Below are 23,330 nucleotides of genomic sequence, written 5' to 3'. Positions count from 1 at the left end.
AAAATCGCAAAAACAGATGAAACAATCTTTAATACTATTATTTTCGGTCTTGATTATGAACACCACCCTTGCGAATAATGAAGACTGGGGAAAAACGGGCCACCGGGCTACTGCGGAAATCGCGGAGTCCTATCTCACCAAAAAAGCAAAGCGTAATATTGAAGAGCTGCTGAATGGAAGAAGCCTTGCATTTGTGGCAAATTATGCCGATGATATTAAAAGCGACCCTGAATTCAGGAAGTACGGCCCCTGGCACTATGTGAACATAGATCTTGAAGATGAAAAATATATGCCTGAAAAGGCCAATCCTAAAGGCGATCTGGTACAGGCTATTAGGAAATGTATTTCGGTTTTAAAAGATAACAGTGCTCCAAAGGAAGAGAAGCAGTTTTACCTTAAAATGCTGGTGCATTTTATGGGGGATTTGCATCAGCCTTTTCACGCGGGCAGGAGTGCAGACAAAGGCGGGAATGATATCCAGGTAAGGTGGTTTGGGGAAGGTTCCAATATTCACCGGGTTTGGGACAGCGATATGATCGATTCTTTCCAGATGAGTTATACCGAGCTGGCAGAGAACACCAAAGATCTTTCCAAAGAAGAAATGGAAAAAATAAAGTCCGGAAGTCTTTTAGACTGGGTTTATGAATCCAGGGATTTGGCAGATACTCTTTATGCCTCTGTAGATAACGGTGAAAAACTTGGCTACGAGTACATGTACGAGCGTTTCCCGATGGTACTGGAGCAGCTTCAAAAAGGAGGGCTGCGCCTGGCCAAAGTCCTTAACGATATTTACGGCTAAGCCTAATCAATTTTTCTGAAGGTAAGGTTAATCCTGTGTCCAATTTCCATTTTTGTTTTTGGGAGCTGGTGTTTCCAGAAATGCTGGGTAGAACCTTTCATTATTAATAAACTGCCATTTTCAAGCTTTAGTTTGAATCTGGCATTTTTCTTTTTATGTTTTAGATGAAAGATCCTTTCGGCACCAAAACTCACCGAGGCAATCTCCGGATTCCGGCCCAGTTCTTTCTCGTCGTCTGCATGCCAGCCCATACTGTCCCGGCCATTGCGGTACAAATTCAGGAGGCAGGCGGTAAAGCGTACCTCTGAAACCTTTTCCACCGCTTGTTTAATTTCCAGTAATACTTCAGGAAAAGCTTCAGGATGCATAGTTAGTCCGGAATAGGTGTAGGATTTGGTGTTTTCAGCAAAAAGGGCAGTAAGCCTTGGTTGCAGCATCTCTTTTCCGAAGATTTTGATTTTATCCTGCCGCCATGCGGTATCCTTCAGAATTCTTTCCGAATAAAGATCTGCTTCAGTTTCAGAAAAAAAATCAGGGAAATAAAGAATTTCAGCATCTGGCAAGTTTGGAGTTTCAATATTCATCATCTTAATATTTGAGATAGTTCCAGGCCCACCACATTAAAAAGAATTGCAGCGGAATTCTTAATGTAAGGATCCATTTTGGAATTCCGGCGCCTGCTTTTTCAGAAGAAAGCATGTAAAAATGGACCAGCAGGAAAACGATCAGCATTAAAATGAGCAAATAGATGGCCAGGTTTTTTGTTTCCTCAAAACACACGCCAGCGCCAAGAAGAATTTCTGCAATTCCACTTAGATGAACCAAAGATTTATGCGCGGGTAGATATGGCGGCATAATGCGCATATACATTTTTGGTTTTAAAAAATGATTTACCCCTGCAAGAATGTAAATAATTGCCATAACATAAAGGTGCCAGGGGTATTGCATGTGCCTAAATTTTAGTTAAAAAACATTAATTGTTGCCGGAAATATAAGCTTTTGTAATCGTTTAGCTACAATAGCTTGCGTATTTTGCTTAAATGAACTACATTTCGCAGCCCTTAGATTGTTGACTTAAGCCTATAACCACTTGAAGAAAAGTTATTTACTGTTTTTACTGCTTTTTATCACTTTCATCCCGGTTGGTGGTTTAGCGCAAAAAGATCCCTGTTTCGATGCCCAGCTGGATTCACTCTATAACATTTCCAGTAATTCCATAGAAAAGTACGATTATAAAGAAGCCATTATTCAGGCAAGGAATCTTATAGAAGAGGCCAGGCTAAGGGATAATAACAGCTATATTTTTCATGCCTATAACATGCTTGGGGCCAGTTATTCTGATCTTAAAGACACCATAAGAGCAAGGGAAAATTATGAAGAAGCTTTGGAATATGCCGTAAAATCCAGGAATGATACCCTTGTTCTATGGGCAAACAATAACCTGGGAAATATTTATTCTGAAGATAAAAAAACCAAACAAACCGGTATAGATTACTATAACAAGGCTATAGCACTGGCTAAAAAGCTGAACAGTAAAATTGAAGTTCTTTATCCTACCGTAAATATTGCCTGGACTTACCTTGATAATGATGCGCCCTCCAGGGCAAAGCCTTACCTGGAAGAAGCCTGGGAAATAGTGGAAGAGATTCACAAGGATGATAAATACCTGCTTTCACAGCTTAATTATTTGACCGGGCGTTACCACGCAGAAGTCAATGAGTTGGAAAAAGCGGAAAAATTTTTAAAAGAGGCCATAGCCAATGCTGAAGATGAAAACTATCTTATTGAAGCTTCCCTGGCCTATAAGGAATATGCAAAGGTTCTTTTTAGCCTGGAAAAATATGAAGATGCTTATCTGGCCCTTGATAAGTATGAAGAATATAATTCTGAGGTTTTTGAACAGGAGCGCTTGCGGCAGGTTGAAATCGCCAATGCCCAGTTTGATAATAACGAGTTTCAGAACAACCTTAAATTAGCTGAAAAGGAGCAGGAATACCAGGCACAAATAATAAAGAAATCCAACGAAAAGATATTTATAATGTTGGTTTCTTCTATAATCCTGGTGATTATCCTTTTCAGCCTTAACAAGATAAACCGGGACAGGACAAAGCTTATTCAGGAACTAAAGCATAAAAATAAGGAACTTAGGGATTCCAAGGATGAGGCAGAAAGGCTGGCCAGGTTAAAAACACAGTTTTTTTCTACTGTCAGCCATGAAATTCGAACCCCATTATATGGCGTAATTGGCCTTACATCTCTGTTGCTCGAGGATGAAAGTCTTAAAAAGCATGAAAGCGATCTTAAATCTCTAAAATTTTCAGCCGATTATCTTTTGGCGCTCATCAATGATGTGCTGCAAATGAACAAGATGGAATCGAAGCAGCTTAGGCTGGAAAAGGTTTCTTTCCATCTTCAGGATTTAATGACCAGTGTTCTGAATACCTTTGAATTCTCCAGGGTCCAGAACAACAATAAAATTCATGTAGATGTAGATAAAGACATTCCGTCTTACCTTATGGGTGATCCTGTGCGGCTTTCGCAAATTATGATGAACCTGGTTGGCAACGCTGTGAAGTTCACAGAAAGAGGTAATATCTACATTAGCGCACGCTTAAGAAAGGTTGTAGATGAAAATTATATAATTTACTTTGAAGTTAAAGATGATGGAATAGGAATTCCTGAAAACAAGCAAAAAACTATTTTTGAAGAATTCTCCCAGGTAAGCACCACCAATTATAGCTACCAGGGAACCGGCTTAGGCCTGCCTATAGTGAAGAAACTACTGGAATTGCATGATTCTGAAATTAAGCTGAAAAGTGAAGAGGGCAAAGGCAGTACCTTTAGTTTTGTTATTCCGTTTGAAAAAGATAAGGACAGGAGGGAAACGGCAAGAAATGAAGAGGTGAAGTCCAGTTTTAAAGAATATGAAGATAGCCTGCATCCTAAAAAAATTCTTATTGTAGATGATAACCATATAAACCAGGTAGTGACCACCAAGATCCTTAAAAAGGAAAATTTTGAATGTGATGTTGCCGGAAGCGGGGAGGAGGCTATCGAAAAACTTCAGGAAACGAACTTCGACCTTGTGCTAATGGACCTCAATATGCCTGGCATGGGTGGGCTTGAAGCTACAAAGAAGATCAGGGAAAGCAATACTAAAGTTCCTGTGGTCGCGCTTACCGCCGTGGAAGTGGATGAAATGCGGGAGAAAATTTATAATGCCGGAATGGATGATATTATCGTGAAGCCATACGATGTCCAGCAGTTTTACCAGATTATTTACAGGAATATGAGTGGTAGAAAAATTCCTTGTGAGCTCTAGACTCTTTTTTAGCATCCTGGGCAACTATTCTTAGTAATAATAGATAAAAAAACAGCCGTACCAGGTCAGGTACGGCTGTTTTGTTGAATAGATCTATACAGTTTACTTCACCATATCAAAACTACGTTTGATAAATGCTGTAAGTTCTTCTCCTTTTAAAAGGTTTTGAGACAGCCTTGCCAAATCCAGCGATTGCTTAATTAGGCGTTCCTGTTTCTTCTCTGTCTTGGTGTTTAGAATTTCAGAAACCAGCGGGTGATTGGTATTCACCACCAGGTTGTACATTTCTGGCATATTGCCCATTCCAAACATTCCGCCACCTCCGGTTTGCTGCATTTCTTTCATGCGGCGCATAAATTCCGGCTGGGTAATTATGAGCGGCGCTGCATCGCTATCCATAGCTTCCAGTTGTACGGTGTATTTTTCCTTCGAAACAACTTTTTCAAAATCAGCTTTCAGCTTTTCTTTTTCTTCATCTGAAAGTTTAGAAATGTTTTCATCATCTTTTTTGATAAGGTTGTTCACGTGGTCGGAATCCACACGTACAAAGGAAATTTTCTCTTTAGAAGTTTCCAGTTTTTGAAGTAAGTGGGAAACAATAGGGGAATCAAGAAGCAATACCTGGTAACCTTTATCTTTGGCCGCCTGTATATAGCTGTGCTGCTCGTCCTGGTTAGAGGCATAAAGCACCACCATATTTCCGTCTTTATCTGTTTGGTTTTCCTTGATTTTTGCCTCCAGCTCCTCAAAAGTAAAGAAATCACCATCTACGGTAGGATAAAGGGCAAATTTTTGAGCCTTGTCAAAGAATTTTTCTTCGGAAAGCATTCCGTATTCAATAACGATCTTTATGTCGTTCCATTTTTTCTCAAAATCTTCCCGGTTGTTGTTGAAAAGAGTTTTCAGTTTATCAGCCACTTTTCTGGTGATGTAACTGGAAATTTTCTTTACAGAAGAATCTGCCTGGAGGTAAGAACGGGAGACATTTAACGGAATGTCGGGAGAATCGATAACCCCACGCAGCATGGTTAAAAATTCAGGAACAATTCCTTCAACATTATCGGTCACAAAAACCTGGTTTTGATATAGCTGAATTTTATCCCGCTGGATATTCATATCCTGCGTCATCTTTGGGAAGTAAAGAATTCCGGTAAGGTTAAAAGGATAATCTACATTAAGGTGAATATGGAACAAAGGCTCCTCGAACTGCATTGGGTAGAGTTCACGGTAGAACTCTTTATAATCTTTTTCCTCAAGATCTGTTGGTTGTTTGGTCCATGCCGGCTCGGGGTTGTTGATGATGTTATCAACGGTCTTTGTTTCCGGTTTTGCATCTTCCGGCGCGTCTTCAGGAAGCGGAAGCGTTTCTTCTTTTGTTCCGAATTTAATTGGGATGGGCATAAATTTGTTATACTTCACCAATAATTCCTCAATGCGGTTTTCTTCAAGGAATTCTTCATCGTCTTCATTAATATGAAGGATAATTTCTGTTCCCCGTTCCTGCTTATCTGCTTCTTCTAAGGTGAATTTTGTGGTTCCTTCACAAATCCAGTGAGCTGCCGGTTCGTCTTTGTAAGATTTCGTAATAATTTCCACCTTGTGAGCTACCATAAAAGCGGAGTAGAAACCAAGGCCAAAATGGCCAATAATGCCACTATCTTTAGCTGAATCCTTGTATTTTTCAAGGAATTCTTCCGCACCAGAGAAAGCAACTTCGTTAATGTATTTTTCCACTTCCTCTTTGGTCATCCCAATCCCCTGGTCGATAACATGAATTTTTTTCCCTTCTTTATCAACCTTAACTTCAATTACAGGATTTCCGTATTCCACAGAAGCCTCTCCAATGCTGGTAAGATGTTTAAGTTTAAGGGTCGCATCTGTCGCGTTGGAAATTAATTCTCTTAGAAAAATTTCGTGATCGCTGTATAAGAACTTCTTTATTAAAGGAAAAATGTTCTCTACAGACACATTAATATTTCCGGTTGCCATATAGTATATTTTAAATGTTATTCAATTGGCTTGATACAGGTCAAAAAAAGTACCATTGAACTGCCGCTGACAAACTGACATAGGATTGGCATTGTAATGTTCAAGATATTGATTCGTCTAATCTAGGAACAATGTTCAGAATGAAATATTTAACAATTTTTTGTTTAATGTTTTTTAATTTTAATTGAACAAAAAACTACCTTTGAAAAAGAGTAAAAGCTATGACAGCCAAAGTAAAAGATACCCCTGCTAAGAAAAAACTGGATAAGGACCGCCTAATTTCCTTATATATGGATTACATCCTTGAGGAGGAAAGAACACCCGGTACGGTTTATAAATTTTGTAAGCAGAATAAGATAAAGGAAGAAGAATTTTATAAATTCTTCGGAAGTTTTGAAGGCCTGGAGAAAGGAATCTGGGAGCGTTTTTATGAGCATGCCGTAAATGTAATAGACAAGAGCCCGGAGTATGAAACTTTTACAAATCGGGAAAAAATGCTCACTTTCTTTTTTACATTTTTTGAAATTCTTACAGCCAACAGAAGTTATGTCCTTTTCACTTTGAACAAAAGCGATATGCCCCTGAAGAACCTTGAGCAGTTAACAGGATTAAGAAGAAAAATGAAGGGATTCGCGAAGGGCCTTTTAAGGGAATCAAATGAGGCAAAAACCGTAAATCTTCTTAAGCAGTCAGAAACTGTATTTTCAGAAGCCGCGTGGGTGCAACTTATGTTCCTTATGAAGTTTTGGATGGATGACAATTCCCCACAATTTGAGAGTACAGATGTGGCCATAGAAAAATCTGTAAATACCATTTTTGATGTTTTCGACAACACGCCATTAGAGCGGGTCCTGGATTTTGGCAAATTTCTCTGGAAGGAAAAGATGTCATAGTCCATAAGAAGTAAGAATGAAAACAATAGATAAAATACCAACAGGAAAAATTGGCCGTACCTCAAAAATGGTTCAAACGGGCGTTAAAATTGGTGGGAATTACCTGAAGTATTACGGCAAACGGGCATTAAATCCTGAAGTTAGCAGGGACGAACTGGATGAAAGCAATGCCAGTGATATTTATGACGGCTTAAAAAGCCTTAAAGGAAGCGCTCTTAAAGTGGCTCAAATGCTTTCTATGGAAAAAAGCCTGTTGCCCAATGCCTATGTGGAGAAATTCAGTTTGGCGCAGTTTAGTGTGCCACCATTGTCTGCTCCCCTTGTGCGAAAGACTTTTAAAAAATATCAGGGAGCTTTTCCCGAGGAACTGTATGATACGTTTGCAACCCAATCTGTTAATGCCGCCAGCATCGGCCAGGTGCACCAGGCGACAAAAGACGGGAAAAAACTTGCTGTGAAAATCCAATACCCCGGGGTTGCAGACAGTATCAGTTCAGATCTTGCTATGGTAAAACCCATTGCTATCAGGATGTTTAACCTTCAGGGCAAAGATTCTGAAAAATATTTTAAGGAAGTTGAAGGGAAACTTCTGGAGGAGACAGATTATATTTTAGAAGTAAAACAGAGCAAAGCTATTTCTGAAGCCTGTAAGCACATTCCAAATCTTCAGTTTCCGCAGTATTATGAAAAACTGTCCAGTGAACGCATTATTACCATGGACTGGATGGAAGGTAAGCACCTGAGCGAATTCGCGAAAGAAAATAAGGACCAGGAAAAAGCCAATAAAGTCGGGCAGGCGTTATGGGATTTTTATATGTTCCAGATGCACAATTTAAAAGAAGTTCACGCAGACCCCCATCCGGGAAATTTCTTGATAAATGAGAAAGGAGATTTAATAGCTATAGATTTCGGTTGTATTAAAAAGGTGCCTGAAGATTTCTATGTGCCATATTTTGAACTTGCCGAAAAAGAAAATATTAATAATCTGGAATTCTTCAGAAGCAAATTATATGAACTGGAGATTCTCCGGAATGACGATTCTCCCCATGAAATAGAATACTTTTCGGAGCTCTTTTTTCAGATGCTGAATTTGTTTACCAGTCCATTTCATCAGGAAACCTTTGATTTTTCAGATGAAGGCTTTTGGAATTCCATTACAGAGTTAAGCGAGAAATATAGTAAGGATACAGAACTTCGAAAAATGAACGGCAACAGGGGAAGTAAACACTTTCTATATATAAACCGTACGTTTTTTGGCCTTTATAACCTACTCCACGATTTAAAAGCAGAGGTTAAAATAAACAGGTATAAGGAATATCTGTAAAGGTTGATTTATTGGTTAGGTTGTTGGAAAAGCGCAATTTCTGTTTTAAGAATTGCGCTTTTCTTTTAACCTAAATTTATTTATTTCTTTGATTATAGCCGCACAAATGTTAGGATGGTTACAAAAGCCTGTGCGCTATTGTTAAACACTGATAAAGTGCTTCTTACAAGGATGGCATTGTATTAAATTGCGTACTTATTAACCATTAAAAATATATAAGGATGAAAACGCTAAATTTGAGGTTATTGGCTATATTTCTTTTCATTTGCGCAGTAGCAGGTGCACAGCAATATGGCGATTATGATGCCAATAGTGATGGAAGTATGAACCGTCAGGAATTTGATAATCAGTATAACAATCAATATTCCCAATGGGACGCTAACAGCGACCAGGAAATAGACGACAGGGAATTTTACAATGCAACCTACAGTAGAGTAGACCAGGATGGAGATAACCGCCTTTCTGAACAAGAATGGAATGACGGTTACGATAACCTGTATGGAGATTATTTCGATACTAACCAATATAATCAGTTTGATGCCAACGCAGATGGATACATAGATGGTGATGAATATTATGATGGTTTCAGGAATACCGATTTCTACACTAGTTATGATTCAGACGGGAGCGGATCTTTAAATCAGCAGGAGTTAAATGAAGGAGTTTACAATAATATGGACAGGGACAGGAATGGTTCTATAGACGAAAAAGAATTTAGTTCCGGCGGTTCTTACTATAATGTTTCAAACTCAGGTGGTACCAACGGTTCCAGGGGTACAACCGGCAGCATGAACAATGGAAATATGGATTAGGAAAATAATTTTCCTAAAACTACTCAAGGTCCGCAACTGCGGGCCTTTTTATATTCATTTACTTAAGGATATCACTTCCTAGAGAAGCTTTAAAAAATTGGAGTTTCCACGTTAAACTGTTTTGAAGATTTTTAATTAAACTTTTTCCATACTATTCTATATAAAATCGAAAATTATGAAATCAGGAATATCATTTATTTTACCGTTAATCCTTCTGCTTACTTCTTGTGAAAGTAATTTTGACCGCTACGATAGAGATAACGATGGCTTGTGGAATGGAGATGAATTTGACGAGGCCTACGGCGAAAATTTTGTCAGTTGGGACCTTGATAGCGATCAACTTCTGGATGGCAACGAATTCTTTGGCAGTACTTTCGAAAATACCGATCTTGACAGCGATGGATTTATAAATGAAGATGAATGGAAAGAAGGTAATGTAAATATGTACAGAAATTACGCCGGCGAAAATGACTTTACAGAATTTGATGTAAATGAAGACAGCCTAATTGATGAAGAAGAATGGAATGACGGCTTTATAAATTCAGATTGGTTTGATACTTATGATGTAGACAGGGACGGGTATATGAACACAGGGGAGCTTAATGAAGGCTTATTTAATGATTGGGACGATAATGGGGATGGCTTTTTGGATGAAGACGAATATGAAGCCGGTGATGCCTATTTTAATGCTGAAAAATAATAGTGACACTTATAATTAGTATGTTCTTAAAGCAATTCCCCTAAAAATGCTGTTTTCATAATAGTAATGTTTCTTATCTTGCGCCCACTGTTTTTGCCGGATTGCCAAAACTATGAGCGAAAAATTTCTAATAACGTAAATCTGAAAGATATGTACCAGTCCAAAATTGCCGGTTTGGGAAGTTATGTCCCTGAAAATGTTGTGACCAACCAGGATCTTGCGAAGATCATGGATACTAATGATGAATGGATACAGGAGCGCACCGGCATTAAGGAAAGAAGGCACATTAAAAAAGGCGATGGCAATTCAACCGCTATAATGGGCGTAAAGGCGGCTGAAGTTGCGCTTGAACGTTCGGGAATTTCTAAAGATGAAATAGAACTTATTGTTTTCGCAACCCTTAGCCCCGATTACTATTTTCCTGGCTGTGGTGTACAGGTGCAGGAAATGCTGGATATAAAAACCTGTCCGGCGCTGGATGTAAGAAATCAATGTAGCGGATTTATTTACGGCCTTTCTGTGGCAGATCAGTTTATCAAAACCGGAATGTATAAAAACGTGCTGCTTATTGGAAGTGAAAATCATAGTGGCGGGCTAGACATGACCACCCGTGGCAGGTCTGTTTCGGTGATTTTTGGGGATGGTGCAGGAGCGGCCGTTTTAACCAGAAGTGACCATAACAGCGAGGGCATCCTGTCCACACACCTGCATTCTGAAGGAAAACATGCCCTGGAACTTTCCCTTAAAGGCCCCAGTACAAACCATTGGGTGCCGGAAATTATTGCTGAAAACCCACAGGGCGATGATATTTCTTATTATCCTTACATGAATGGGCAGTTTGTATTCAAAAATGCCGTGGTACGCTTTTCTGAAGTTATTATGGAAGGCTTAAAAGCTAACGGACTTGAAGTTGAAGATATTGATATGCTTATCCCACACCAGGCAAACCTGAGAATTTCCCAGTTTATTCAACAGAAATTTAAACTAAGTGACGAGCAGGTTTTTAACAATATTCAGAAATATGGAAATACCACGGCGGCTTCTATTCCTATTGCCTTGACTGAAGCCTGGGAAGAAGGAAAAATAAAAGAAGGTGATGTGGTGGTGCTGGCAGCATTTGGAAGCGGGTTTACCTGGGGAAGTGCCGTAATACAATGGTAACAGGAGATAACATTAAACACCCTTAGAATACCTGTAAAGGTCGTAAATTCCAAAAATAATAAATCCTATAGCCAGTATAATCCCCAGCGTGTCCTTCTCTACTTTCAGGAGGCGGTAATAGAGCCTGTAACTTCCATAGCCAATAAAAAGAATGCCCAGCACAAGATGCCAGATGTTACGGGACCTTCTTTGAGAGTGGTCATCTTTCATTTTTATAATCTTCTGGAAAAGTTGTTCTCGCTATCTTATCGGCTTCAGGAAAATGCATCTTATCAACAAATAACAGAACCTGTCCAGGCATGCCGCCGCCAAAGCCGGCTCTTAAACCTGAATCAAAATCATTTCTGACACGGGAAGATATTCCCTGTTCCTCAAATAATTCCTGCAGGTATTGCACATTTGTTTCAGGACCGGTATAAACATGTTCGTAAGTCTCGTCTGTACTCATTATTTTAGATGTTTTGTAACTAAAATACGAATATAAGAAGGCTTAAGCAGGGGTTTTATACAGAGTTTAACGTTCTAGGCGTTATAGTATTTGCTGTTCCAGATCTCCGTACTAAAGTTTTTTCCTTTCTTAAAGCCGTAGAAAATAGCCAGGCCGGCCACCCATTTAAACATAAAGAAGAAAATTAAAAAGAATTCTGTAGTACTTGGTTCTGGGGAGAACAGCCCGTCTGGTACCATTAAGGTTAACAGGAAGCTGCCCAAAAGAAGCACGATTACAAAATTTTCCAGGGTTTTAAACGGCCACATTAGTATTCTGCGGAAAGGGCTAAGGTCATTTCCCCATTTATGGACCAGGTAAAAATAGTCGTTCCCCATTGGGGCAAGTAAAAGGGGATCGTCGGCATTTTCAAGTTTAAAAAGCTTTGAAGGAGCTATTATTCTGAAGCCTTTAAGAGCGGTTTCATGTTGTTTTTCCAGCTTTTTAATTTCCATTAAAGCCTCATATGGGATCTCCCCCTTAAAATACTTTGTGCTAAGAAACCGAAGGCGGTAGTGTACACAGATTTTTTCAATATCATTTATATGAAAAATACGGTTGGTTTCCAGCTGTTCAAAATCAAAATTATTGGTTTCCGTGATCCTTCCATCATTCAGATTTTGAAGAATTTCCTGTTCCTTTGTGGTATCGGCTTTAAAAATTGCCTGTACCTGTTCAAGGATTCTCTCTTCAGGAATTCTTTTATTTCGGACTTTTAGGAGTTGATTTTCAATGTTTGTGCGAGGGATATTCAGCTTCATTTTCTTTTTCTTTAGCATCCGGCATTAAATTTAAGTATTAAGTTGGACATTCCAAACGGAAACTTCGCAGTTTAGTAAGATAAAAAGCTTAAGCTGTGTTAATTATTTATAATGGGCCAGGAATTTTGAGCCGGGTAACCGGTGGATATTGATTTCAAGAAATGGGAATAAAAAAACCGCACAGGAAAGCTGCACGGTTTTTTGGTTTTAATTTCGTTTACTTAATAGTTATCTCAGTTCAGCATTGAGTTCTTTCTCAAATCTCTGCTGCAGCCTGTTCATCATTTTATCCACCTGCTTATCGGTAAGTGTTTTGTTTTCATCCTGGAAAAGGAAACTAACAGCATAACTTTTCTTGCCGTCGGGAAGATTATTTCCCTGGTAAACATCAAAGAGATTTACTTCTTTCAGCAGTTTCTTTTCAGTTTGATAAGCGATTTTTTCGATTTCTTCATATTTAATCATGTCGTCCAGCAGCAGGGCAAAATCCCTCCTGACTGCAGGATGTCTTGGAATAGCGCTGAATTTTGTTTTCTGCACCTTTACCAACTCCAGGATTGCATCCCAGTTAAAATCGGCATACAGTACCTCCTGCGTAACGTCAAAATGCTTTAACACCAGTTTTCGCACAACACCAAACTCTACTAGTTTTGCTTTTTTGGAACTCAAAGCCATTCCTTCTGAAAAAATATCATTTTTAGTGGAAGATGGTTTTAATCTGGAAATTCCCAGTCTGCTGAAAATTCCCTCTACAATTCCTTTTAAATAAAAAAAGTTACCATGGTTTTCTGCGCTGTTCCAGCCTTCCGGGTTCCTGCTTCCCGAAACGAATATTGAGAGGTGCTTATTTTCTGCCCTTCCGCTCACATAAGAATGATAGGTTTTCCCAAATTCAAAAAATTTCAGGTCACTCTGCTTCCTGTTAATATTATAACTAACTGCCTCTAATCCCGAAAATAACATAGACTGCCTCATCACGCTGAGGTCCTGGCTCAAAGGATTCAGCATTTTTACGCTGTGCTCTTCCTTTAATTGTTCGCTAAGGTTGAGGTATTCAGGAGAGGTTAAAGAATTTGCCATGGTTTCGTGAAATCCCTGTCCCGTAAGCTGATTGGCAATAATATTCTGCAACTTATAATCATCAAATTTGGAAGAATTAGAGACTGAAATTTTAAGTTTTTCCCCAAACTTAATGTTGTTGTATCCATACACTCTTAATATCTCTTCAATAACATCAGATTCCCGCTGCACATCTACGCGATATGAGGGAATGGTAAGGCCCATCCCGGTTTCGGTTACATTGTTCACCCTTATTTCCAAAGATGCGAGTATAGATTTGATGGTTTCTTCCTGAAGGTTTTCCCCAATGAGTTTATTCACCTTGTCAAAAGTGAGGAAGACCTGGAAATCTTCGACTTTACGGGAATAAATATCGTTTATGTCACTGGTAATTTCCCCGCCCGCGATTTCCTGAATAAGCAGCGCGGCACGTTTTAAAGCATATTCGGTTATGGAAGGGTCAATTCCCCTTTCAAACCTAAAAGAAGCATCGGTGCTAAGCCCATGCCTTTTGGCGGTTTTTCTAATGCTTACCGGATTGAAATAGGCGCTTTCAAGAAAAATGTTGGTAGTGCTTTCAGAAACCCCGCTATGCAAACCTCCAAAAACCCCGGCAATGGCAAGTGGTTTTTCGGTATCGCAAATCATAAGATCTTCTTCGTGAAGTTCACGTTCCACCTCGTCTAAAGTGGTGAATTTAGTTCCTGCAGGAAGCGTTTTTACATGAATTTCGTTTCCGGCGATTTTCGCGGCGTCAAAGGCATGTAAAGGTTGCCCGAGCTCATGTAAAACATAGTTGGTGGCATCTACCACATTGTTTTTTGGGGTGATGCCTATAGCTTTTAACCTGTTTTGCAACCATTTTGGAGAAGCCTGAATTTTAACGTCTGAAATGGTAACCCCGCAATACCTCGGCGCAAGGCTGGAATCTTCTACATGAATAGGAATTTTAAGGCTGCGGCTGTCAACATGAAAACTGCTAACCGATGGGGTGATGAGTTCCAGGCTTTTGTTTTTTTGCTGGTAACCTGCTTTTAAATCCCTGGCCACACCCCAGTGGCTCATGGCATCGGCGCGGTTGGGCGTGAGGCCTATTTCAAAAACCTGGTCGTTTTCAATCTCGAAAATCTCGGCAACCGGAGTTCCCGGTACCAGCTCGTTGTCCATTACCATAATGCCTTCATGGCTGGCTCCCAGGCCTATTTCCTTTTCTGAACAGATCATCCCGTAACTGGTTTCCCCGCGAATCTTTCCTTTTTTTATAGTCCATTCTTCTCCTTCTTCATCATAGAGAACCGTACCTATGGTGGCTATCGGCACTTTTTGGCCAGCGGCTATATTTGGGGCGCCGCAAACAATCTGCACATTTTCCCCATTGCCCAGATCTACTTTTGTAAGGTTTAACCTGTCGGCATTGGGATGGGACTCACAATTTAAAACATGGCCCACAACTATTCCTTCAAGTCCGCCTTTTACACTTTGGAATTTGCTTATACCTTCTACTTCAAGTCCGAGGTCTGTAAGTAATTCTCCTGTTTCTTCGGGGTTTTCAGGAAGCTTAATAAATTGCTTGAGCCAGTTATATGAAATTTTCATCAGATTAATTTTTCAGTAGGCAAAGATAATATTACGAATGGTTTTGGCATAATATCAAATCCGAATTTAAATGCCGCCGCTTACCAGAAACTTCTGCTTGTTTTTCCGCAGAAATCAGCTAATATAATTCCAGATATTCTTATGTTTTATCACCTGGGAATAAGTGTATTTCAATACCTTGTTCTTTTCCAGGGCCAGATCTGGGTCTTCTTTTAGAACCTGCATGGCATGGTAACGCGCGGCTTTAAGGATCTCATTATCTTTTACGATATCTGCAATTTTAAGGTTCAGCACCCCGCTTTGCTGTGTGCCCATTAGATCACCGGGGCCACGAAGTTTAAGGTCTACTTCGGCAATCTCAAAACCGTCATTGGTTTGCACCATGGTTTGCAACCTTGTTTTTGAATCGTTGGAAAGTTTATGCCCGGTCATTAAAATACAAAAACTTTGCTCTGCGCCGCGGCCAACCCTGCCGCGCAGCTGGTGCAACTGGGAAAGGCCAAAACGTTCGGCGCTTTCTATAACCATTACGCTCGCATTCGGTACATTTACGCCCACTTCAATTACCGTGGTGGCTACCATAATCTGGGTTTCGGCACGTACAAACCTGTCCATTTCATAGTCCTTATCAGCGGGTTTCATCTGCCCGTGTACAATGGAAATCTGCGTGATTGGAAATTCCCTGGCAATGCTTTCATAGCCGTCCATCAGGTCTTTATAATCCATTTTTTCAGATTCCTGGATAAGGGGATAAACTATATAAACCTGTCTTCCTTTTTCAATTTCCTCTTTTATAAATCTGAAAACTTTAAGCCGGTTGCTGTCGTAACGGTGTACTGTTTTTATGGGTTTCCTTCCCGGTGGCAGCTCATCTATAACCGAAATGTCCAAATCTCCATAAAGGCTCATGGCCAGGGTACGGGGGATAGGAGTTGCGGTCATTACCAGGATGTGCGGGGGCATGTGGTTCTTTTTCCACAATTTCGCCCTTTGTGCCACCCCAAAACGATGCTGTTCATCGATTATGGCCAATCCAAGGTTTTTAAACTGAACCTTGTCTTCCAGCAGGGCATGGGTGCCTATAAGAATATCAATCTCCCCGTTTTCCAGTTTTTCATGGATTTCCCTTCTTTCTGAAGTTTTGCTGGAGCCGGTAAGCAGATAAATACTGGTGCCCAGGTTTTGACAAAATTCCACCAGGCCATTGTAATGCTGAATGGCCAGAATTTCGGTGGGGGCCATTAAACAGGCCTGGAACCCATTGTCCAGCGCTATAAACATAGACATTAAGGCCACAATGGTTTTTCCTGAACCTACGTCCCCCTGCAGCAGCCGGTTCATCTGGGCGCCGCTGCCCAGGTCGCTTCGTATTTCTTTTATTACCCGTTTTTGGGCGTTGGTGAGTTCAAAAGGCAGGTGGTCTTTATAAAACCGGCCAAAATTTTCCCCAATCTGATCGAATACATAGCCCTTGATCCTTTTCTTCTGAAGCATGTTCTTGATGAGCAACTGCAACTGTATGTAAAAGAGCTCTTCAAATTTCAGCCTGAACTGCGCTTTTGCCAACAATTCCTGGCTTTTTGGAAAATGCACATTAAAAAGTGCTTCGGCTTTTGGAATCAATTTTAGCTTTTCCCTTATTTCCTCTGTAAGCGTATCATAAAACCTCCCTTTGGTTTCCAGGAAAAGCTGCTGCATGATTTTATTGACCACTCTGTTGCTAACACCCTTTTTTGCCAGCAGTTCTGTTGAAGGATACACCGGCTGCATGGCGGTACGCAGTTGTTTTTTGTACTCTTCCACCGGTTCCATCTCCGGGTGAGGCATGCTAAACATGCCATTAAACCAGTTGGTTTTCCCAAAGATTACATAAGGAGTATTCAATTTAAGGTTTTCCCGAATCCATTTATGGCCTCTAAACCAAACCAGTTCCATTTTCCCGGTATCATCAACAAAATCGGCTACCAGCCTTTTTCCGCGCTTTTGTTCCACGGTTTTTATATGGGTTATCTTTCCCACAATTTGCACTTCTGCGGAAGTTCTCTGAAGCTCATTTATTTTATAAAACCGCGTCTTGTCCAGGTAACGGTTTGGAAAAAAATTCAGCAAATCCTGGTAAGTATGGATGCCGAGTTCTTTACGCAACAATCCTGCCCGGCCGGGCCCTACTCCTTTAAGATAGTCGATTGGTGTTTGCAGGATATTGGGATTCATGAAAACGAAGATATTAAATCCGCTTTAAACCGCTGGAACCAATAGTATGGTTTATGCGGATTTTGATTTAGCGATACTGTTTAAGCGCCACATAATTTGTAAATTAGCGGTACATTGCCAATTTTCAGCATGAAGAATTTTTTTTTAATCCTGCTATTGTTTTCGTTCCTTGCAGGAATTGCCCAAAACACCGGTATTTCCCATCAGCGGGAGAAGGTAGATTTTCAAAACGTAGATGCCACAATCCGGATTTTTCCTGAAGATAAAAGGGTTCAGGGAGAAGTAATATATAGTTTCAACGTGCTCGCCCCGGCAGATTCCATTTTTATTGATGCTCAAAATATGGAATTTCAAGAGGTGCTTTTAAATGGAAAGGAAGCCCACATAAATAATGATGGTAAACGACTCTGGATAAGGTCTGAGTTTTCTCCTTCCGAAGAAAATAAAATAGCACTGAAATATTCTGCTTTTCCTTCACAAACCATGTATTTTATGAATTGGAATGAGCCGGCGGGAATGCAATCGCCGCGGCAGGTATGGACGCAGGGGCAGGGGAAATATACTTCGCACTGGTTGCCAAGTTTTGACGACCTTCAGGAAAAAGCAGTTTTCGACCTGAAGATAAAGTTTCCTTCTGGTTATAAGGTTTTGGCGAATGGTGTTCTCCGTCAAAAGAGAGTGCTGGGAGATTCTTTGGTAGAATGGGAATATGATATGAATGACCCCATGAGCAGTTATTTAGTTGCTGTTGCCGTCGGGAATTATCGTAAAAAGGAAATCACCACCGCTTCCGGCGTAAAAATGCAGCTTTATTATGAGCCGGAGGATTCCCTAAAAGTGGAGCCTACCTATCGCTATTCGAAGGAGATTTTCGATTTTCTGGAAAAGGAGATAGGCGTGGCTTATCCCTGGCCAAATTATAAACAAATCCCGGTTCAGGATTTTATTTACGCGGGAATGGAAAACACGGGCGCCACAATTTTTTCAAATATTTTGGTGGTGGATTCAACAGGTTTTAATGATCGCAATTTTGTAAATGTAAATGCGCATGAGCTGGCTCACCAGTGGTTTGGAGATTTAGTTACAGAAAAAGAAAGCAGGGACCACTGGTTGCATGAAGGTTTCGCCACCTTCTACGCGCTTTTGGCCGAAAAGGAAGTTTTTGGAGAAGATTATTATTACTGGAAATTATACGAATCTGCCGAGCAGTTAAAGGAGTTGAGTGACAGCGGGAAAGGGGAAGCGGTAATGGATCCCAAAGCCAGTTCCCTCACATTTTATCAAAAAGGGGCCTGGGCCCTGCATATTCTAAGGGAGAAAGTAGGGGAGGAGGCTTTTCGTGAAGCAGTGCGGAATTACCTGGAATTATATAGATTCCAAAGCGTTTCTACCGAAAATTTTATTGCTGAAGTCGAAAAAACTTCAGGCATGGATCTTTCAGATTTTATGGACAACTGGCTGAAGCAATCGGCTTTTAAAGCCAATGCCGCGCTTAATTCTTTAAAAGAATCGGAGTTTATACGGAATTATCTTGGAATTGCCGGTTTAAGGGAAGTGTCCCTGGAACAAAAATTCGACCAGCTAGGCCATGCCCTGGATTTTCTTGTTAACGATTATATTGGCCAGGAGGTGGTTTATCAGCTGGCCGGGAATTCTTCAGCTGAAGCCTTTCAACTCTACAAGAAGGCATTTGAAACCAACAATCTTTATGTACGGCAGGCCATTGCCACAAGCCTACAGAAAATTCCTTCAGAATTAAAAGCGAATTACGAGTCGCTTCTTAAAGATGATTCCTACCTCACTAAAGAAACCGCTTTGTACAATCTCTGGATGCAGTTTCCGGAAGACAGGACTTCCTATCTTACAGCAACAGAGGGAATAACTGGATTTATGGATAAGAATGTGGAAACCCTTTGGCTGGCTCTAAATCTTGCCACTCCAAATTTCCAGCCGGACAAAAAGCAAAAGGTTTTTAACACCTTAACCGCCTATACCGCTCCGGTACATCATTTTGAAACCCGAAAAAACGCGTTTGGTTACCTGTATCAGCTTAACATTTTTACTTCTCAAAATTTAAAAGATCTAATGGCCGGGACACAGCATCAAACTTATAGTTTTCGCAATTATTGTCGTGAGTTGCTGGAAGAGCTGCTAAAAAATGACCAATATAAAAATATGCTTCTGGATTTGCAGGATGGCCTTCCGCATAAGCAACAGGAGTTTCTGGAGAGTAAACTTGCTCAATCATGAAGGCTCTGGTAATTTCCGGAGGTGGCAGCAAGGGAGCCTTTGCCGGCGGCGTGGCCCAATATCTTATTAGGGAATTGAACAGGGAATACGACCTGTACCTTGGAACATCTACGGGAAGCCTGCTTATTTCCCATCTTGCCCTCAATAAAACTGAAAAAATAAAAGATGTTTTTACTTCGGTAAACCAGGCGAGTATCTTTAGTAACCGGCCGTTCCTAATCAGGCGCCGCCATGGTTATGATCAAATTAGTATCAATCATTTAAACGTATTGCGGAATTTCTTAAAAGGAAGAAAAACCTTCGGCGAGAGTAAAAATCTCCAGAAACTGATTAAAAATACACTGACCCCAGAGGAGTTTCAGCAATTAAAATCCGGCACAAAAGATGTTGTGGTAACCGTATCCAATCTGTCTTTAAATGAGGTGGAATACAAATCTATAAAGGACTTTGGTTATGATGATTTTTGTGAATGGATATGGATTTCCAGTAATTATACGCCGTTTATGAGCCTGGTTCATAAAAATGGCTGCGAATATGCCGATGGCGGACTGGGCTCTATGGTCCCGATTGAAGAGGCTATTAAGCGGGGAGCAACCGAGATTGATGCTATAATTCTGAAAACCGAAGTCACCAATTACAATCGCATGCCTTCTAAAAACGCTTTTGGATTAATTACCAATCTTTTTCAGTTTATGCTGGACAGGATTGAAAATCAGAATATCAGGATTGGGAAGTTTGCGGCAGCCAACAAAGACGCGATTATTAATTTCTATTACACACCCACAGTTTTGACTACGAATTCCCTTATTTTTGATGAAAATAAAATGAAAAGCTGGTGGGAGAGTGGTTACAGCTTCGCGAAACTTAAGAATGAAGAACTTAATCAAATTGAACCTTAATGCGGGCATTGGTAATTTCGGGAGGCGGGAGTAAAGGAGCTTTTGCAGGCGGAGTGGCGCAACATTTAATTGAAGAGGAAAAGAAAAAGTATGATCTTTTTTTAGGAACATCAACAGGAAGTTTGTTGATTCCTCACCTGGCAGCCGGGAATATTGAAAAAGTGCATGATATCTACACTAATGTAGATCAGCATAAAATCTTCAGCGTAAATCCCTTTATCGTTAAGAAGAAAGACGGCCGGGAATATGTTACCATCAACTATTTCAACATGTTCTGGCAGTTTATAAAACGTAAACGCACCTTTGGGGAAAGCAAGAATCTCAAAAAACACATTCGGCTTCATTTTTCTGAAGAAGATTTTATTGGGCTTAAAGCCAAAGTGAAAGATGTGGTGGTTACGGTTTCCAATCTTTCCAAAAACCGGGTGGAGTATAAATCCATCCACGATTTTTCTTATGATGATTTTTGCGACTGGATATGGATAAGTTGTAATTACATTCCCTTTATGAGTCTGGCCACAAAAGATGGCTACGAATATGCCGATGGTGGCCTGGGTTGTGTGGTGCCTATTCGGGAGGCTATAAAAAGAGGCGCGAAAGAGGTGGATGCCATAATCCTGGAGGCCGAAAATATGGAATACAACAAGGTGCTTGGGAAAAACCCTTTTTCTTTAATGATCAACCTCTTCGGGTTTTTACTGGACCAGGTGGAATATCACGATATTGTTGAAGGCAAACTTGCCGCCCTTAATAAGCAGGTAAAGCTGAATATTTACTACACGCCCACAAAACTTACTGAAAATTCGCTTGTTTTCAACAAAAAGGCAATGACGGAGTGGTGGCAGGAAGGTTTTGAATATGCCAAGAACCGGGCAGAACAAAACCGGAAAAAATCCCGGGGCTTCTTTAGGCTGTTTTCCTTTTAAACAATATTCCTTACTTCTTTTTTAATAAAGCCGAGGGCCGCATCTGTAGGTGCCGGTTTCTCAATCAACGCGGTAAGAATAACTTCCCTAAGTTTATCCGGGCTGTTTACTTCTTCCCTGGTGGTGGCTTTTCTAACAAGGCCAATGGTGGCATTCTTTGCAGTTTTTATATAGTCCCAGCAATCGGCACTAACATAAATTTGCTGGGCCAGGTTATGGTCAAATTCCTGTTCTATGGTGCTAACCAAGAGATTGGCATAAGCCTGGGCGTCTTCACTTACAGGTTTTACCCTAAATAAAATTCTACCCGGGGAAATGCGTTCCAGGAAAAGCGTCATCCTTTCATAAGCCTGAAGTTTAATGGGTAACGCGGTTTTTTGATTTTCGCGATGTAGTAAAAACCTTCTTCTTAGTTCCTCATTTTTGGAGTTGGTATGGAAGAAATAAAAAGCAAGCCCGCCAACTACAAGGGCGGGAAGTATACTGAAAAGTATAATATTAAATTCTGATTCTATCATTTTTGTTTGTGGTAAACTGCAGTGTCTTCTGTTTCTGCTTCTTTGGTTTCTACATCTTTGGATTTTTGAAAGCCGCCGAGGTACGGAGACTCCAAATGTTCCTTAACAGAGGTGAAAGGTACTTCTTCTTTATGGTATGTAAAAGTGGCGGCTAAAGATTTTGCCAGGTTCCGGTCACTCAGGTTTATCTGCACATCATCCATGGTGAACTGGCAGGGATGTTCATAACCACAGGCATGGCATATTTCCAGCAGTTCCTTGCGGAACTTTACAAAATAGTAATTCACCCTTTTTGCCTTGTCTTTTATATTAATACCAGATTGTAGCCACTTATTCTGCGTGGCGATACCAGTAGGGCAGGTGTTGTTGTGGCAGGACTGCGCTTGTATGCAGCCAATACTCATCATAGCTTCCCGTGCCACGTTTACGCAATCTGCCCCCATGGCAAAGGCCATGGCTGCCTTGGCCGGAAATCCTAATTTTCCACTGGCCACAAATACAATCCTGTTGGTAATTCCCTGGTCCAGGAATTTTTTGTACACTTTGGTAAAGGCATAAATCCAAGGTAACGAAACATGGTCTGCAAAGCTGGGCGGGGCTGCGCCGGTACCGCCTTCACCTCCGTCGATGCTAATAAAATCTGGACCCTTGCCGGAAACCTGCATTTTTTCAGCCAATTCTTCCCACTGTTCCAGTTTTCCCACTGCCGATTTAATTCCCACCGGCAATCCGGTTTCTTCGGCGATATCTTCTATAAACTCCAACAATCCGTCTAAACCTTCAAAAGCGGTATGGAAAGGAGGCGAAAGTACATCTTTACCCATGGGGATATGCCTTATTTCAGCAATTTCCTCACTTATTTTAGATGCCGGTAAAACACCGCCTTTTCCTGGTTTCGCTCCCTGTGACAATTTAATTTCTATGGCCCTTATCTGCGGATTTTCCTCAACCAGTGCAACCAGTTTTTCCATGCAAAAATTCCCATCATCATCCCTCACGCCAAAATATGCGGTGCCTATCTGGAACACCACATCTGCCCCTTTTTTATGGTAGCGGGACAATCCGCCTTCCCCAGTATTATGATAGGCCCCAGCTTCCTTACAGCCTTCATTCAGGCTTTCTATGGCTCGGGCAGAAAGCGAACCAAAGCTCATGGCTGAAACATTTATGATTGATGCGGGGCGGTAAGGCTTTCTTCTTTTGTTATACAGGCCCATTACCTTTGCGCAGGCAATAAAATTAGGATCTTCATGATTGGGGTGATCCTTTTTCATCTTAAAAGGCATCATGGCGTTATTCACGAAAATGTACTGGTTTTCATAAATATCCTGATCGGTTCCAAAACCTTCATAGTTGTTCTCATTCTTGGCCGAGGCGTAAATCCATCCCCTTTCACTGCGGTTAAACGGCCGTTCTTCCCTGTTGCTGGCCACAATGTACTGCCGTAATTCGGGGCCAACGCTTTCCAGGAAATAACGCAGGTTTCCTATAACCGGAAAATTGTGCTTTATGATATGTGTTTTATTAAAAAAGATATCTTTTATGGCAACCAGCGCGAGAAAAATCAAAATCCATCCCCACCAGCTTATCGCTCCCAAAAAAGAAAAAAAGGTTTCCATA

The 23,330-nt window shown here is 40.7% G+C and carries 20 protein-coding genes; 10 read left to right on the top strand and 10 right to left on the bottom strand.

Annotated elements, in window-relative coordinates; genetic code table 11:
* The first annotated feature begins 16 nt into the window (after positions 1-16).
* Positions 17-799 (top strand): S1/P1 nuclease, encoded by a 783-nt coding sequence (locus tag RM553_RS09025; protein WP_311534594.1) that lies wholly within the window; start codon positions 17-19, stop codon positions 797-799.
* A gap of 2 nt (positions 800-801) precedes the next feature.
* On the opposite strand, the gene RM553_RS09020 is transcribed toward RM553_RS09025, so the two are convergent.
* Together RM553_RS09020 and RM553_RS09015 are read right to left on the bottom strand one after the other, a co-directional pair.
* Positions 802-1,386 (bottom strand): alpha-ketoglutarate-dependent dioxygenase AlkB family protein, encoded by a 585-nt coding sequence (locus RM553_RS09020; protein WP_311534593.1) that lies wholly within the window; start codon positions 1,384-1,386, stop codon positions 802-804.
* Position 1,387: 1 nt separating this feature from the next.
* Entirely contained in the window at positions 1,388-1,747 is a 360-nt protein-coding gene (locus RM553_RS09015; protein ID WP_311534592.1) for a DoxX family protein, read from the bottom strand.
* A 142-nt stretch (positions 1,748-1,889) separates the two neighbouring features.
* Here RM553_RS09015 and RM553_RS09010 point away from each other — a divergent pair, with 142 nt between their 5' ends.
* Complete coding sequence (locus RM553_RS09010; RefSeq protein ID WP_311534591.1) at positions 1,890-4,121, top strand: tetratricopeptide repeat-containing hybrid sensor histidine kinase/response regulator; 2,232 nt, start codon at positions 1,890-1,892, stop codon at positions 4,119-4,121.
* A 102-nt stretch (positions 4,122-4,223) separates the two neighbouring features.
* On the opposite strand, the gene htpG is transcribed toward RM553_RS09010, so the two are convergent.
* Entirely contained in the window at positions 4,224-6,110 is a 1,887-nt protein-coding gene (htpG, locus tag RM553_RS09005; protein WP_311534590.1) for a molecular chaperone HtpG, read from the bottom strand.
* Positions 6,111-6,331: 221 nt separating this feature from the next.
* Between htpG and RM553_RS09000 the strand changes: the two genes are divergently transcribed.
* The 5 genes from RM553_RS09000 (at position 6,332) to RM553_RS08980 (ending at position 11,000) form a co-directional block, all read left to right on the top strand.
* On the top strand, positions 6,332-7,003 hold the full coding sequence (locus tag RM553_RS09000; RefSeq protein WP_311534589.1) for a TetR family transcriptional regulator C-terminal domain-containing protein: 672 nt from the start codon (positions 6,332-6,334) through the stop codon (positions 7,001-7,003).
* Between the two features lie 16 nt (positions 7,004-7,019).
* Complete coding sequence (locus RM553_RS08995; protein WP_311534588.1) at positions 7,020-8,327, top strand: ABC1 kinase family protein; 1,308 nt, start codon at positions 7,020-7,022, stop codon at positions 8,325-8,327.
* Positions 8,328-8,548: 221 nt separating this feature from the next.
* Entirely contained in the window at positions 8,549-9,139 is a 591-nt protein-coding gene (locus RM553_RS08990) for an EF-hand domain-containing protein (protein ID WP_311534587.1), read from the top strand.
* A 175-nt stretch (positions 9,140-9,314) separates the two neighbouring features.
* Positions 9,315-9,839 carry an EF-hand domain-containing protein gene (locus RM553_RS08985; protein ID WP_311534586.1) on the top strand — a complete coding sequence of 175 codons (525 nt, stop codon included), beginning with the start codon at positions 9,315-9,317 and terminating at the stop codon, positions 9,837-9,839.
* Positions 9,840-9,989: 150 nt separating this feature from the next.
* Positions 9,990-11,000: a 3-oxoacyl-ACP synthase III family protein gene (locus tag RM553_RS08980; RefSeq protein ID WP_311534585.1), complete on the top strand. Its 1,011-nt coding sequence runs from the start codon at positions 9,990-9,992 to the stop codon at positions 10,998-11,000.
* Positions 11,001-11,012: 12 nt separating this feature from the next.
* Here RM553_RS08980 and RM553_RS08975 read toward each other — a convergent pair whose 3' ends face one another.
* From RM553_RS08975 to recG, 5 genes are all read right to left on the bottom strand, one after another.
* Positions 11,013-11,210, bottom strand: a complete 198-nt coding sequence (locus tag RM553_RS08975) for a hypothetical protein (RefSeq protein WP_311534584.1) — start codon at positions 11,208-11,210, stop codon at positions 11,013-11,015.
* Complete coding sequence (locus RM553_RS08970) at positions 11,200-11,448, bottom strand: DUF2007 domain-containing protein (RefSeq protein WP_311534583.1); 249 nt, start codon at positions 11,446-11,448, stop codon at positions 11,200-11,202. Before RM553_RS08970 ends, RM553_RS08975 begins: the two co-directional genes overlap by 11 nt.
* 74 nt (positions 11,449-11,522) lie before the next feature.
* Entirely contained in the window at positions 11,523-12,248 is a 726-nt protein-coding gene (locus tag RM553_RS08965; protein ID WP_311534582.1) for a hypothetical protein, read from the bottom strand.
* A 228-nt stretch (positions 12,249-12,476) separates the two neighbouring features.
* Positions 12,477-14,903 carry a phenylalanine--tRNA ligase subunit beta gene (gene pheT, locus RM553_RS08960; protein ID WP_311534581.1) on the bottom strand — a complete coding sequence of 809 codons (2,427 nt, stop codon included), beginning with the start codon at positions 14,901-14,903 and terminating at the stop codon, positions 12,477-12,479.
* 114 nt (positions 14,904-15,017) lie between these two features.
* Positions 15,018-17,117, bottom strand: a complete 2,100-nt coding sequence (recG, locus tag RM553_RS08955; protein ID WP_311534580.1) for an ATP-dependent DNA helicase RecG — start codon at positions 17,115-17,117, stop codon at positions 15,018-15,020.
* 129 nt (positions 17,118-17,246) lie between these two features.
* Here recG and RM553_RS08950 point away from each other — a divergent pair, with 129 nt between their 5' ends.
* From RM553_RS08950 to RM553_RS08940, 3 genes are read left to right on the top strand one after another with little or no spacing between them, the layout of a single operon-like run.
* Complete coding sequence (locus RM553_RS08950) at positions 17,247-19,367, top strand: M1 family metallopeptidase (RefSeq protein WP_311534579.1); 2,121 nt, start codon at positions 17,247-17,249, stop codon at positions 19,365-19,367.
* Complete coding sequence (locus RM553_RS08945; protein WP_311534578.1) at positions 19,364-20,266, top strand: patatin-like phospholipase family protein; 903 nt, start codon at positions 19,364-19,366, stop codon at positions 20,264-20,266. Before RM553_RS08950 ends, RM553_RS08945 begins: the two co-directional genes overlap by 4 nt.
* On the top strand, positions 20,266-21,192 hold the full coding sequence (locus RM553_RS08940) for a patatin-like phospholipase family protein (protein ID WP_311534577.1): 927 nt from the start codon (positions 20,266-20,268) through the stop codon (positions 21,190-21,192). The genes RM553_RS08945 and RM553_RS08940 overlap by 1 nt, the downstream gene beginning before the upstream one ends.
* On the opposite strand, the gene RM553_RS08935 is transcribed toward RM553_RS08940, so the two are convergent.
* A complete protein-coding gene (locus RM553_RS08935; protein ID WP_311534576.1) occupies positions 21,189-21,710 on the bottom strand; it encodes a DUF7935 family protein in 522 nt (173 codons plus the stop codon). The two genes, RM553_RS08940 and RM553_RS08935, sit on opposite strands and share 4 nt — an antisense overlap.
* Positions 21,707-23,329, bottom strand: coding sequence for an FMN-binding glutamate synthase family protein (locus RM553_RS08930; protein ID WP_311534575.1), 1,623 nt, complete (start codon positions 23,327-23,329; stop codon positions 21,707-21,709). Before RM553_RS08930 ends, RM553_RS08935 begins: the two co-directional genes overlap by 4 nt.
* Between the last annotated feature and the right edge of the window lies 1 nt (position 23,330).

Origin of the sequence: Autumnicola tepida, assembly GCF_031846485.1 — a bacterium.
Lineage (GTDB): Bacteria > Bacteroidota > Bacteroidia > Flavobacteriales > Flavobacteriaceae > Autumnicola > Autumnicola tepida.
The sequence above is the reverse complement of the archived record's forward strand: the minus strand, read 5'-3'. Positions and strand labels throughout refer to the sequence as shown.

Coding starts and splice junctions, on each gene's coding strand:
- RM553_RS09025 (WP_311534594.1), top strand. CDS start 17: ATGAAACAATCTTTAATACTATTATTTTCGGTCTTGATTATGAACACC.
- RM553_RS09020 (WP_311534593.1), bottom strand. CDS start 1,386: ATGATGAATATTGAAACTCCAAACTTGCCAGATGCTGAAATTCTTTAT.
- RM553_RS09015 (WP_311534592.1), bottom strand. CDS start 1,747: ATGCAATACCCCTGGCACCTTTATGTTATGGCAATTATTTACATTCTT.
- htpG (WP_311534590.1), bottom strand. CDS start 6,110: ATGGCAACCGGAAATATTAATGTGTCTGTAGAGAACATTTTTCCTTTA.
- RM553_RS09000 (WP_311534589.1), top strand. CDS start 6,332: ATGACAGCCAAAGTAAAAGATACCCCTGCTAAGAAAAAACTGGATAAG.
- RM553_RS08995 (WP_311534588.1), top strand. CDS start 7,020: ATGAAAACAATAGATAAAATACCAACAGGAAAAATTGGCCGTACCTCA.
- RM553_RS08990 (WP_311534587.1), top strand. CDS start 8,549: ATGAAAACGCTAAATTTGAGGTTATTGGCTATATTTCTTTTCATTTGC.
- RM553_RS08985 (WP_311534586.1), top strand. CDS start 9,315: ATGAAATCAGGAATATCATTTATTTTACCGTTAATCCTTCTGCTTACT.
- RM553_RS08980 (WP_311534585.1), top strand. CDS start 9,990: ATGTACCAGTCCAAAATTGCCGGTTTGGGAAGTTATGTCCCTGAAAAT.
- RM553_RS08975 (WP_311534584.1), bottom strand. CDS start 11,210: ATGAAAGATGACCACTCTCAAAGAAGGTCCCGTAACATCTGGCATCTT.
- RM553_RS08970 (WP_311534583.1), bottom strand. CDS start 11,448: ATGAGTACAGACGAGACTTACGAACATGTTTATACCGGTCCTGAAACA.
- RM553_RS08965 (WP_311534582.1), bottom strand. CDS start 12,248: ATGAAGCTGAATATCCCTCGCACAAACATTGAAAATCAACTCCTAAAA.
- pheT (WP_311534581.1), bottom strand. CDS start 14,903: ATGAAAATTTCATATAACTGGCTCAAGCAATTTATTAAGCTTCCTGAA.
- recG (WP_311534580.1), bottom strand. CDS start 17,117: ATGAATCCCAATATCCTGCAAACACCAATCGACTATCTTAAAGGAGTA.
- RM553_RS08950 (WP_311534579.1), top strand. CDS start 17,247: ATGAAGAATTTTTTTTTAATCCTGCTATTGTTTTCGTTCCTTGCAGGA.
- RM553_RS08945 (WP_311534578.1), top strand. CDS start 19,364: ATGAAGGCTCTGGTAATTTCCGGAGGTGGCAGCAAGGGAGCCTTTGCC.
- RM553_RS08940 (WP_311534577.1), top strand. CDS start 20,266: ATGCGGGCATTGGTAATTTCGGGAGGCGGGAGTAAAGGAGCTTTTGCA.
- RM553_RS08935 (WP_311534576.1), bottom strand. CDS start 21,710: ATGATAGAATCAGAATTTAATATTATACTTTTCAGTATACTTCCCGCC.
- RM553_RS08930 (WP_311534575.1), bottom strand. CDS start 23,329: ATGGAAACCTTTTTTTCTTTTTTGGGAGCGATAAGCTGGTGGGGATGG.